The 11,948-nt window shown below is 38.0% G+C and carries 10 protein-coding genes and 2 tRNA genes; 3 read left to right on the top strand and 9 right to left on the bottom strand.

Features of this window, described 5'->3' with window-relative positions; all coding sequences use genetic code 11:
* Nucleotides 1–277 precede the first annotated feature (277 nt).
* Entirely contained in the window at nt 278–724 is a 447-nt protein-coding gene (gene rimI / locus AB4J89_RS09455) for a ribosomal protein S18-alanine N-acetyltransferase (RefSeq protein ID WP_023582914.1), read from the bottom strand.
* A complete protein-coding gene (locus tag AB4J89_RS09450) occupies nt 693–1,103 on the bottom strand; it encodes a DNA polymerase III subunit psi (RefSeq protein ID WP_023582915.1) in 411 nt (136 codons plus the stop codon). Before AB4J89_RS09450 ends, rimI begins: the two co-directional genes overlap by 32 nt.
* A 129-nt stretch (nt 1,104–1,232) precedes the next feature.
* On the opposite strand from AB4J89_RS09450, the gene rsmC reads away from it, so the two are divergent.
* The 3 genes from rsmC to AB4J89_RS09435 all read left to right on the top strand — a co-directional run bounded on the left by rsmC (nt 1,233) and on the right by AB4J89_RS09435 (nt 2,616).
* Nucleotides 1,233–2,249: a 16S rRNA (guanine(1207)-N(2))-methyltransferase RsmC gene (rsmC, locus tag AB4J89_RS09445; RefSeq protein WP_088494568.1), complete on the top strand. Its 1,017-nt coding sequence runs from the start codon at nt 1,233–1,235 to the stop codon at nt 2,247–2,249.
* Between the two features lie 154 nt (nt 2,250–2,403).
* Nucleotides 2,404–2,490, top strand: a tRNA-Leu gene (locus AB4J89_RS09440).
* A 39-nt stretch (nt 2,491–2,529) separates the two neighbouring features.
* Nucleotides 2,530–2,616 (top strand) — tRNA-Leu (locus AB4J89_RS09435).
* A gap of 62 nt (nt 2,617–2,678) precedes the next feature.
* Here the strand turns inward: AB4J89_RS09435 and AB4J89_RS09430 are convergent.
* The 7 genes from AB4J89_RS09430 to nadR form a co-directional block, all read right to left on the bottom strand.
* Nucleotides 2,679–2,942: a DUF1435 family protein gene (locus tag AB4J89_RS09430; RefSeq protein WP_088494567.1), complete on the bottom strand. Its 264-nt coding sequence runs from the start codon at nt 2,940–2,942 to the stop codon at nt 2,679–2,681.
* Between the two features lie 207 nt (nt 2,943–3,149).
* A complete protein-coding gene (locus AB4J89_RS09425) occupies nt 3,150–3,698 on the bottom strand; it encodes a GNAT family N-acetyltransferase (RefSeq protein WP_088494566.1) in 549 nt (182 codons plus the stop codon).
* Between the two features lie 2 nt (nt 3,699–3,700).
* The gene (locus AB4J89_RS09420) at nt 3,701–5,332 is read right to left on the bottom strand and encodes a Na/Pi cotransporter family protein (RefSeq protein WP_368469024.1); all 1,632 of its coding nucleotides are present in this window, start codon (nt 5,330–5,332) and stop codon (nt 3,701–3,703) included.
* Nucleotides 5,333–5,754: 422 nt separating this feature from the next.
* The gene (gene phoA / locus AB4J89_RS09415; protein WP_311755279.1) at nt 5,755–7,194 is read right to left on the bottom strand and encodes an alkaline phosphatase; all 1,440 of its coding nucleotides are present in this window, start codon (nt 7,192–7,194) and stop codon (nt 5,755–5,757) included.
* Nucleotides 7,195–7,418: 224 nt separating this feature from the next.
* Complete coding sequence (locus tag AB4J89_RS09410) at nt 7,419–8,951, bottom strand: alpha/beta hydrolase-fold protein (RefSeq protein WP_368469022.1); 1,533 nt, start codon at nt 8,949–8,951, stop codon at nt 7,419–7,421.
* A gap of 219 nt (nt 8,952–9,170) precedes the next feature.
* Nucleotides 9,171–10,310, bottom strand: a complete 1,140-nt coding sequence (locus tag AB4J89_RS09405) for an ElyC/SanA/YdcF family protein (RefSeq protein ID WP_194951244.1) — start codon at nt 10,308–10,310, stop codon at nt 9,171–9,173.
* A gap of 386 nt (nt 10,311–10,696) precedes the next feature.
* Nucleotides 10,697–11,941: a multifunctional transcriptional regulator/nicotinamide-nucleotide adenylyltransferase/ribosylnicotinamide kinase NadR gene (gene nadR / locus AB4J89_RS09400; RefSeq protein WP_311755277.1), complete on the bottom strand. Its 1,245-nt coding sequence runs from the start codon at nt 11,939–11,941 to the stop codon at nt 10,697–10,699.
* Nucleotides 11,942–11,948: the final 7 nt, after the last annotated feature.

Raw genomic sequence — 11,948 nt, 5'->3', positions numbered from 1 at the left:
GTCTATATTTAGAGACTAATCACTTTATTTAAAACAAAAATAAATACTCAATTTACTTATTTCAAATACTATTCACCTTTTTAACACTGTTATAATCACCTAACGTTTTAAAATTAAACAATGACAAAAGTGAAATTAACTTGATAAATTTACATTAAGTAAAAATAAAGATAAATTTTAAATACAATTAATAAAAAATAAAATTTTCATACTTCAAATAAAATAAAAAAAACGCCTAATAGAAGGCGTTTTAAATTTAACTTAAATAAAGATTTAATTAGAAAGAAATAGGATAAGCCATGATAATCGCATCTTCATTTCCCGTCTTTGTTGGGTAATAGTTTTTGCGTTTTGAAACGAAATTAAATCCAATAGATTCATAGAGATTGAACGCTTTTTCATTAGATTCTCGCACCTCTAACCACAAGGTAGTGATATTTTTTTTCTCAAGTGTTTCAATCAGTTCTAATAAAAGAGCTTTGCCGTAACCTTTCCCCTGATAATCAGGATGGATTGCAATATTAAAAAGTGTTGCCTCATCTAATATTAATTGCGTAATTGCGAAACCTACAATAATATTATCAATGCAAATTTTCAGATTAAAATAATGACTTCCTTGGTTACTATAAAATGTTTCTTCACTCCAAGGGAATGAATGACTTAATTTTTCAATTTGCCATGCTAAAGGTAAATCAGCAGGGTTTAAGAGTGAAATGGTCTTCATATTGATAGATTTGTTTCCAAAGATCGCGTTTTGCATCAGCATCAAAATATAACTGATGTAATGAAGGGCTTCTCAGAGAAGTATATTCAGAGGGAAGTATGAGATCAGTGCCTAATAACCAGCAGGGAAGATCAAATGATTCTGTGAGCATGCTCACATCATCTGTTGTAATACAATAGATTTCGTCTTTATCTATCCCCATGGCGCTAAAAATATCAGAGAAAAGCCCGTTATTTAGATCAACGGTATCATCAGTAATGATAAGTAAACGTGTTGTATCCGGAAATTGAACAGAATGCTCGCCTTTTAACACAGCAGGCTTACGAAGTACCCACTGACGAATTCCAAGTTGGGATAACATTCTGTCTTTACGGCTCATTATGCTTACCTATCAAGTGTAGAACAACGGTACATAGTATCAGAGGGCATAAACTACGCCAATAAATAGCGTCGGTTTCTTTATATCTGATATCATGCGTCTCATGTTTTTTAAGGAGTAATAATCATAATGTCCTCACTGTCCCCTGCTAGCGAAGTTATTCTTCGTCACCTAGATCATTTCGCAGACAGGCATGTACTTATTGCAGGTGATCTTCAAGATACTTTCGCGGCGCAAATTCAGGCGAAAAGTGTCAGAGCATATACCAACCAATATCACCAGTGGCTACCATTACTAAAATCAATGGGTGATAACGCACTCTTCGGTTTAGTTGCAGATCAGTCCTTTGTGAAATATTGCAATACCTTGATCTATTTTTGGCCTAAAAATAAAAACGAAGCCACTTTCCAACTGCGTAGCCTTTGCTCTAACTTACAAGTGGGTACTGAAATCTTTATCGTTGGTGAAAACCGTAGCGGTGTTAAAAGTGCCACTGAATTAATGAACGGTATCGCTAAACTAAAAAAAATAGATTCAGCACGCCGTTGCAGCTTATTTTTTGGTACTCAAACATATCAAACACTGTTTGACCGTAATAACTGGTGGCAAACTTATCGCCATGACGATCTTACTGTAATGGCATTACCGGGCGTCTTTAGCCAAAATGCATTAGATGAGGGTAGCCGCTTATTACTTTCAACTTTTGATGATGCAATGGTTGGCGACTTACTGGATATGGCATGTGGCTGTGGTGTCCTCGCCACTGTACTCGGTAAGAAAAACCCAATGTTAAAACTGACACTGTGTGATGTGAATGCCGCAGCAATTTCTTCTAGTATCGCCACCTTAAACGTGAATGAATTAGAAGGTCGAGTGATTGCAAGTAATGTCTATTCAGCAATTGAAGAAACTTATGATTGGATAATCTCAAACCCGCCTTTCCATGATGGTTTAGGCACAAGCTATGAAGCAGCTGAAGATATCATTCGTCTTGCACCAAATTATTTGAAAAGAGGCGGTAAATTACGAATTGTGGCGAATTCGTTTATCCCTTATCCAGATATATTGGATCATGTATTTGGCTCTCATGAAGTGCTTGCATCAACAGGTAAATTCAAAGTTTACCAAGCAACCAAAAAAGACTAATCACAAGCCCTGTTATCTAAAACAGGGCTTTATTTTTGGGGCTGATTTTAAGTGATAATTCAAGGTGTTTTATTTTTCATCACCAAGATAATTTATTGATAAAAAATAATTGACGCCAAAAATAAAAGGCATAAAATTCGCTTCCTGTCTGAATGCGAGAGTGGCGGAATTGGTAGACGCGCTAGCTTCAGGTGTTAGTGTCCTTACGGACGTGGGGGTTCAAGTCCCCCCTTTCGCACCAAACAGACAATGCCCAGAGTAAAATTAATTGAGTAAGACTGCGAGGATGGCGGAATTGGTAGACGCGCTAGCTTCAGGTGTTAGTGTTCTTACGGACGTGGGGGTTCAAGTCCCCCTCTTCGCACCACTCAATAACCTTTTTTCTCCTTGTGATAACCCCCATTCGATTACACACTGAATATCTCTTCTCTATCCATGATATGCGACTAAAAGCGTCATCAAACTGTAGGTTAATACAACACCTGCGGGGATCATTACCCACATCTGTAATTTTTTATGAAACAGCATCAAGGTGGATAACAACATTGAAACCACTAAAACCAGCGTAAAAGCAGATGTTCCTGCAATAGAATGCGTAATAACTGTTAGCAAGGAAGAAACAGCCAACATTTCCCATAAACTAATGCGAGATGTCCAAGATGTCACTGGAGATATACGTGTTGGTTTAGCCATAATAACCCACCATTAATGATAATGATTTTCATTATTATATATAACACCTATACTAAATCAACTTATATAAAGAAAAAAACTTACTTTATATCCTTATTTTTTAAAGGGTTATGTCTATTCATTAGTGTCATAAACAAAAAAACGCCTTATCATTTTCATGATAAGACGTTTAATTTTATTATGTTGTTTCGTAGTCAATAAACAAAATTAAGCGTTATTTGGCTTGATAAAATGAAAGACTAAATGAATATCTTCAGGCTCTCTTTCATAAAGCTCAGGATCAGCAATATCAATTAAACGACACCCTAAATGCTGATAAAAATTCACGCTATTTTCAGAAGGTGTTGATGAGATATATAATCCACCAGCCCCTTTTTTCTTCGCATATTCCACACAATAATCAAATAATATTCGTGCTAAACCTTGCCCACGTTGCTGGTAGCTAACATGTAAAAAAGAGAGTTGAAGTAAAGTGCCATTTTGACCGCGTTTTTGTGGATCAACACTCGCAGCTGCAACCAATTGACCTTGTTTAAAAACGCCCCAGAAAGGCGCTCCTCGGTCAAAACTTTCGAGTAAAACCGGAGTGTAATGCTCTGCTTCACCTTCTGGCCAGCCTTTCATATCAAAGCGTTGTTCTGATAAATGCAACGTCCCTTCTTTTAATACATATAACTTTTCAATAAGCTCGGTTCTATCAATTTCCCACACTTGTGGAATTTCATTTCTTGTTAATTGACGAATATTGTTTTTCATTATTAAAGATTAACCTGTTCTGATGATGATTCACTTCGTTCTAATGCATGGTAAGCTACTGCACAGAATAAGGAATTCAACCGTTTCATATCACCGAGCAAACTGGTATGCAGAGAACTGGTTTCAATACTTTGCATATTATGCAAATGAAGACGTTCTACATGAGCAAACGAGTAACGCTGGTTGAGTAAACGGAAACGATGTTTTGCTCGACGTAATTTACGAGCATGTTCCATGTTGCCGGAAACAAATACCGACATCGCCAGATTCAGATTACTTTGCAGACGCTCAAGGAGTGTCTGTAATTCACGACGTCCTTCCTCCGATAAAAATAAGTGATGATTTAAACCTTTACTCACCACTTCAGCCGACATACGCGCAATGATAGCGGATGATTGTTGTAAATTCATCGCTGTATCAATAATTTCAGCCCAGCGTCGAGAATCTTCAGTCCCTAGATCATGCTGTTGAATTTGTGCCATATACAATTTAATGCTGCTGTGGAGTAATTCCACCTCTTCTTCTAACTGGCTAATGTCCCTTTTTTGCTGGCGATCGCCTTCCATTAATGCAATAAAACGTTGCAGCATTTGTTCTATAACATCACCTAATCGTAATGATTCTCTAACCGCATTGGCAATTGCCAACGACGGTGTATCAATCGCGGATTGATCTAAATATCGCGGAGCCATTTCAGATTCAGTAACCGGTAATTCAGGAATAAGTCGCTGACATAATTTCGCCATTATGCCGACAAAAGGGATCATCAAAATACAGCGAACAAGATTATAAATAACATGAAAATAGATAACGACTTCAGCCGGTGAAAATCCATATTGCTGAATTTTATTTGCAATGATGGTTATCCAAGGTAAAACCAATAGCGCACCAATCAATTTAAAAAATAGACTTCCTAATACTACTTGGCGTGAAACAACACTTTGACCTCGACTACTCATTAACGCCAGCAAACCACTACCAATATTCGAACCAATCACAATGCATAAGCTGATATATAAAGGCATTAACCCAGTTGTACTCAGTGTCGCGGTTAATAATACGGCGGCAAGGCTCGAGTAACTTACCATCGCAAATAAAGCACCCACGAGAAGCGCTAAAACAGTATCGCCACTTAATGAAGTAAAGATAGCTTGTACCGCACTGGCATGGGTAATTGGCTCGGCAGAGGTGACTATCAGTTGTAAGGCTAAAATAATTAAACCAAGGCCAATTCCTACGCGCCCTAATTGCCCAACTCGCTCTTTTTTACGACTTAGAAAAGTGATCACCCCGACAAGAATAAGCAATGGTGATAACCAAGAGAGATCAAAGGTTAGCACTCGCGCCATAAGTGCAGTACCCACATCTGCACCTAACATAATAACCAGTGCTGGTGTAATCGAAATCAGTCCTTGCGTCACAAAAGAGATAACCAAAAGTGCCGTCGCATTACTGCTTTGGACTAATGCCGTTACCCCCACCCCCGCAAGGAAGGCGTTGGATTTCTTATTAATACTTTTACCTAAAATTCGGCGTAAATCAGAACCAAAGACACGCATAATACCTGTACGAACAATATGTGTTCCCCAGACAAGAAGCGCGACTGATGAGAGTAAATGAAGCAGTGTCAGCATAGAAAGAATAACCTTATTTTTATCGTTGTTTGTTTGACTCTGTTCTCCTTCAATCTCATAAAAAAGAGAAAGACCACGAGCAGATAATCTATCTGAGAAAAGATTTTTTACGGGTAATGCCTTAATAACGTGGAGCGTTATTAGACAAAAAGATATTGCAACTTAAGTACAATAATCAATGGAGAAGTTGAGAATATTACATAGATTAATTTGTAAATTCTGTTAATTATAGCAGAGAATGTGTAACTTTCAAAATCAGCCTGTAAATAACCTATTGATTTATTATCATTTTATTTTAAATGGACTAAATTATTAATAAAAAAACGCGACCAGAGGGTATCTCTCTAAGTCGCGCGAAAATACAACAATTTAGTAAGGCAATTCGACTACAAGTTCAGACAGACTATAAATTCAACTTAAATTTATTTCAGACCCATCGCATCACGCATTGTGAAGAACAAGTCTGTTTGATCAGTTAACCCAACCACATTAGCAGCGTGTGGGCCATAAGCAGCAACACGTAACTGAGCCCCTGTATGTTCTTGGGATTCTTCTTCCGAGTTACCGTAATTCACCACCATTACTGCACCATCTTTAGTGATAAGCGCTTGTGTTAAGCCACTTGATTTCACATCCGCTTCAATAATTTGGCTTGAATGAGCGTGGTCAGCCGTCACGATAATCAGAGTGTCACCGTTTTGCTTAGCGAAATCTAAACCGATTTGTACGGCTTCATCTAACGCAACAGTTTCACCGATTTGTCCGCAAGGATTAGCATTATGATCTTGCTTATCAATAGAGGCACTTTCGACTTGTAAGAAGAAACCTTTTTCATTGGTCTTCAGTAAGTCGATCGCTTTTTTGGTCATTTGTGCCAGTGTTGGCGCATTTGGATCAAGTTTAGAATTAGGTTTGCACTCTAATGGTGGATTGTTCAAATTACCATGATATGTCGCTTTAGGACCTTCCCACGCCACAGCCATATTGCCCTCGTGGAACAAACCTAATACTGGTTTATCTTGGTTTGCCAACGTAATCGCATCCAGTGATTTTGCATCCTTCACGATTTGATAACCACGTTCAATCGCTTGCTGTTCTAATGTTTTACCTTTGTACTCACCCGCAACCGCAGTCTGAGCAAAACTTTTCGCTCCGCCCCCTAATGTAACGTCTGCTCGAGTCACTAAAAGTTGCTCAGAGATAGAGCCTCTACCGCCATTTTCTAATGCGTTTGTTGAGCATTTTTCTAAAGTCTCAACGGGACCATAGCATTTACGTCCTGTCACATGCGAAAACAGTGCCGCAGGTGTTGCATCTTGAATTTCCGATGTCGTCACATTCCCTGTTGCCTTTCCATTGGCTTTTGCTAATTCCAAAATAGTTTGGTGATCCTTACCAAACACATCAATTCCTAATGCACCATTATAAGTTTTCACACCCGAAGCCCATGCTGTCGCAGAAGCGGCGGAGTCTGTTACATAGTTAGGTTTTTGTGTTTTTCTATCTAAAGCATAGTGTGTGTATTGACCCGTCATCGGTAAGGCATCGATACCTTTAAAGAAACCACCTGCACCTTCCGCGTAGTTACGCGCAACAGTGATTTCTGAATCCCCCATACCATCACCAATAAAGAGGATCACATTTTTTGCTTGGTTATTATTTAAAGCTGCTTTTAATGCCTCAGTTTGATCTTGAGTCATACGGCGAGCACCGCCAAATTCCGTGATATTACCTTTTGCTGCGCGATCTTGTGCCAAAATTGCATCAGCAGCAACGGGAGCTGCAAAAGAAGAGAAACTCGCGCCAGCCAATAGCGTTGTTACAATAACGGATAAAATAGAACGTTGGTAACGATGAGACATAGCTTTTTCCTTGCACTCTAAAGTAAAAAAAACAGGATTAATGTTTTAAGTCAGGAAAAGCTTACGGCAGTTAAATGACAGAGAAATGAAGAGTAAAAGCGATTTCGATGACAACTTTATGACAAGTTAATGACAAACAAAAAGCTTATACCGCGAATGCATGTATAAGCTTCTGTTGTATTAAAGCATATTGTTAAAGCGAGGTATCGAGTTGAGATCTTAAACTAGTCATTCTCTTGGGTTAATGCTTTAGCCCCCAAATACAGGGTTTCACACCAAGAAATATAATCATGCCCACTGGCCATTTCGAGTGATTGAACCGGATAGCCTTTTTGCTCTAAAACCTGCTTAAGGTGACGATTATTATTTAAAATCCCGCCTTTATCTCCCCGACTTTCAAATAGCCCAGCCTCTAAGAAAAACTGCAATGGCTTTCTATCTGCTTGCTCAAATTGTCGAATAAGCCATTCAGGCTCTTCATTTTCAGGCGCCCACCAATAAGAGCCAGACATACTCAACACTTTACCAAAGCGATCAGGGCGATTAAATGCGACCCAAGAAGATGCTAATCCGCCATAACTTGAGCCAGATACTATCGTTTCTTCTCCAGATACGTGAATGCCTTTCTCTTTTTCTAGCCAAACAAATAGTTCATCTGCTAAGAAACGGTAAAAATCGGGGTTTGGTGGTAATTCAACACTACGGCGATCACTATCAATACTATCAACAAATAAGATCATCATAGGTGCCAATTTGCCTTCCTCGATCTGTTTATCAAAAAACCGATCAATACCATATTGGCGACGATACGTTTGGCCATCAAATAAGACCAAGATCCGCGGTGTTTCCATTTTTTGGGCTGGCTGATAAAGTGCGATTTCACGATCATTATTTAAGATCTCACTGTGAAAACGAACAATCTCTGTCTTACCTTTCATTGTTCTATCAAGAATATCAGGCAATTGACACTCGCGTTTACTGTCTAACGACAATAACGAAAAGTGATTATAGATATCCTCAGATTGACTTGGCGAATTTTGGGAATTAAACGGATCGGCCTGTGCTGTGGTTAGAATCGCGCGACGTTGCTCAAATGGCGCTGAATTTTCAATAACAGGTACATCTGGCGCTAACTTATATTGCATTAATGTATCGTTAGGCACGATATAACTACGATACCAAATATCACTATTGGCTAAATGCGTTAATGGATCATGATTACCATCAGGTGATCCCAATAAATAGACATTCTTTTTTGCGCCTCGCCATAAAAAAGTCACTCGCTTTTTATCATTATCATAAGGCTCAATCAGAGGAGCGCCTTCCTGATGTATTTGTTGCCAAAACGCCTGAATATTTTGTTGATTAAGCTGTTTTGCGAGTGTTTGTAAACGGGGGCTTGTTGGTGCAATACCTGCATCTTTATCTAACGGTTGATAAGGCTGTGTTGTTAACGTGAATTGCCACTGTTTTTTAGCTTCACCTTGTGCAACCAATTGATAATTTGCCGTTTCAGGTAATAAAAAGCGTACTTTTTGTTGCCCATCAGCGGGAATATCCTTTAATAAACTACGAATATGAGTGCCGTCTTGTTTCTCTAACCGTAGGTTTTGTATCCCTTTTGCGTTTAATTCAACATAACGTTGGCTTTCGAAATGAGCGGTAAAACACAACGTATTGTTGTTATCAAACTGACCTGTCATTTCTTTATTTTCAGTTACTGCTAAGCAACTAGCAAAACTGGGAAAAGAGGCCATCAATGCGCATATCATCAGAGGAATTCTCACTTTATTTCTCATTATTAACTATTGTGAGAATCAATAGTAATGATAATTGTTATCAATTCAATAAAAATTAAGCGTGTATAAATTTATAATAAATTTAGTACCTCAGTAAAAAATAATAAAAACCTCCTCAATCATTTTTGTTATTGAGGAGGCTTCCTTTCTAAGCTAATTAACGTTAAAACGCTCCTATTAACGCTCTTCTAGTGGATAACTACGGAAGCTCCATAATCCTAACGCTTTTAAGCCATCACGATAGATACCTTGTATATCTGATTTGCTTGCCTTTTGTAATTCAGCTAATGGCTTATCCGGTGCAACAACCGTTAGATAAGTAATGTCACTTGGACCACTTTGCCAGCTTGCAAGCGTGAAAATCGCATCGGCACGACGAACATGACTACCAGAGCTAATAATAACGGCTGTTTTAATACGATGTTTGGTTAAGGCATAGCGACTAAATAACGCATTCTCTACGGTTGTACGCGCGTAGTTCTCTTGGAAAATACGCTCTGGTGCGATACCATTTTTCACCAACCAATCCGCCATTAATTTACCTTCTGTTTGATGAGCTTTAGGCACACCACCCGTAACGACAATCATGGCTTCAGGCAATTGCTTAGCCACTTCTAAGGTTTTATTTAGACGCTCAATTAAGATTTTGTTCATTGTACCATCGGGATTTAATGCATAACCCAATGTCACAATCGCGTTGTTATCTTTGGTTTTATTTAATTTCGCTAAATCTGTTTGTGTTAATTTATCACTTAATGGCATTGTGCTTACGCGATCAATTTGTGCAAAGAAGCGGCTGATCTCTTCAGCTTTAGCTGGATTTAATGATTTCAATTTAGCGAAATACGCTTCGCTCTCTTTGTCTTTACCTTCAAAACGAGTCCATGAAGTGACGTAAATTAGCGCATCAATATCATCAGGAGCCGCTTCTAGGATCTGTTTATAAATCGTAATCGCACGAGGAACATCATTGTTATAGATATAAGCGCTAGCAGTACTAAATAATAAATCGAGGCGATAAGGTTCTAATTTATAAGCTTGTTGCAGTTTTTGCGCCACAATTTCCATATTTGATGGCAGTTTTCCCGTAAAACCAGCATCAGAGACACGCGCTGGTGACTTAAAGGCATCTAATGCATCTTGGATCAAACTATCAACCGTTTGGCGCTGTGAGACATACTGCTGATAGCTATTATCTGGTTGATGAACTTTTTGATAAGCCAATGCATTTGATGAGACGGTAAAACCTAAAGCAGCAATCGCTAACGAAATGACTGTTTTCTTAATATGAAGTGAAACACGGGAAGGTTGCGCCATTATCTTGTCCTTTTACGAAAAATAGTCTGCTTCTTCACTTGAGCGAATGAAGATAGAGAGTGTGACTCCTCACACCTAATGGCAAAAGAAATACACACCGATAAATCTATACCTGTTATCTATAATAGAGATCCCCGCATTAATTTTCAGTAACCTTTTTCACCTTATTGAAAAAAATAGCATTATTACGTAGATAGCTTATTTGACAGATTTTTTTATGTATTTTTATCTTTTGGTGAGTGATTTTGTTCTGATAGTGCATCAGTGATAAAGAATAATAAATAAAAGGAATTTACTCTGAGAGGAAAGCGTTGAGTTTTGAGAACAGTGATTATTTTTATTCTAAAATGTAAAAACGCCCCTTAAGGCGTTTTATATTAACGTATTCACTCAATATGCTTTGATTGCATCATCAATAATTCTCTGACTAATTCAACGCAACTTAAGAAGCGTTCGTCATAATCAGGTGAGTTAACTTTAATATACTCGATATTGTTTTTATCGAGCATTTCCATTAGTAAGGTTTGGAAACGGCGACGATCTTTATCGCTACCTAAACTACGCAAACCATCCGCTACCCATGGTGTATTATTTTCTAAAACAATCACTAAATCAAAACGGTATTCATCAATCAGAGCTTGAACAAAGGGATGCTCTTTACCTTCATAACGTAAACAAAATGCCTGTGTTGTGACAAAATCAGTATCAATAAAAGCAACTTTATTTGCATATTTAACAGCAAAATCAATATATTGAGCATGTCCTAAAGCAATTTTATCGTAGTCGGAATATTGTAACGCCATTTCATCACCACCAAGGTGAGAAAAGACATAATCACGACCATATTCCCATGCACTCGTCGTATTAAAAATATTGGCAAGCTTATTCACTAACGTTGATTTACCACTAGATTCTCCACCCAAAATCGCCACTGTGCGCACAAAGAAGGGTTTAACTTCTGTTGGAATATATTCCCAATATTTAAAAGGTGCTTGGCGAATTTGACTGCCACTGATATTCATAAATGAGCGTTCAGGATCAATCAATACTGTTTCAATACCCAAGAAAGCATTATATTGATCCGCATCTTCCCGTTCACTGGTATAGATAAAATCAGGGGTTATTTGCTTTTCACGTAAAAATGTTTTGATCCCCTCACTCCACATTTCCCAACCGTGAGGCTGTGGCTCTATACCGTGTTCATCAAACTCATGAATACGGATATTTTTTTGATATTTAAAGGTTTGTAATAACCAGCGCAATCTATCACTGACTGTCGGTTGTTGTGACATCGCACTGTTGATAAATAGGTTTTTATCACGAGGCTCGTCATGACATAAAATGACGTGCAATTCATCAACTTGACTACAAGCGCGTTGAATTAAATAAATATGTCCTGTGTGAAGAGGATAAAATTTGCCAAAAATCACACCAATAGTTTTCTTTTTTACTGGGTATTCTAACCCTAAAAATTGGTGTAATGCCGACATCTTTTGAGCACTGGGACTCTTGATTTTATTATTAATCAATTGGCTAAGATAGCCTTTCGTCATATCACTTTCATCAGCAACTTGTTGTAAAGTATATCCATTTTTTCTGATAGCCTGTTTGATATAATCAAAAGAACCCATACTTTTC

The organism is Proteus sp. STS61-E (assembly GCF_040932335.1).
Classification (GTDB): domain Bacteria; phylum Pseudomonadota; class Gammaproteobacteria; order Enterobacterales; family Enterobacteriaceae; genus Proteus; species Proteus mirabilis_B.
The sequence above is the reverse complement of the archived record's forward strand: the minus strand, read 5'-3'. Positions and strand labels throughout refer to the sequence as shown.

Bases quoted from the DNA above. Each gene is read 5' to 3' on its own strand.
- rimI (WP_023582914.1), bottom strand. From the start codon at position 724: ATGAAGACCATTTCACTCTTAAACCCTGCTGATTTACCTTTAGCATGG.
- AB4J89_RS09450 (WP_023582915.1), bottom strand. From the start codon at position 1,103: ATGAGCCGTAAAGACAGAATGTTATCCCAACTTGGAATTCGTCAGTGG.
- rsmC (WP_088494568.1), top strand. From the start codon at position 1,233: ATGTCCTCACTGTCCCCTGCTAGCGAAGTTATTCTTCGTCACCTAGAT.
- AB4J89_RS09430 (WP_088494567.1), bottom strand. From the start codon at position 2,942: ATGGCTAAACCAACACGTATATCTCCAGTGACATCTTGGACATCTCGC.
- AB4J89_RS09425 (WP_088494566.1), bottom strand. From the start codon at position 3,698: ATGAAAAACAATATTCGTCAATTAACAAGAAATGAAATTCCACAAGTG.
- AB4J89_RS09420 (WP_368469024.1), bottom strand. From the start codon at position 5,332: ATGCTGACACTGCTTCATTTACTCTCATCAGTCGCGCTTCTTGTCTGG.
- phoA (WP_311755279.1), bottom strand. From the start codon at position 7,194: ATGTCTCATCGTTACCAACGTTCTATTTTATCCGTTATTGTAACAACG.
- AB4J89_RS09410 (WP_368469022.1), bottom strand. From the start codon at position 8,951: ATGGCCTCTTTTCCCAGTTTTGCTAGTTGCTTAGCAGTAACTGAAAAT.
- AB4J89_RS09405 (WP_194951244.1), bottom strand. From the start codon at position 10,310: ATGGCGCAACCTTCCCGTGTTTCACTTCATATTAAGAAAACAGTCATT.
- nadR (WP_311755277.1), bottom strand. From the start codon at position 11,941: ATGGGTTCTTTTGATTATATCAAACAGGCTATCAGAAAAAATGGATAT.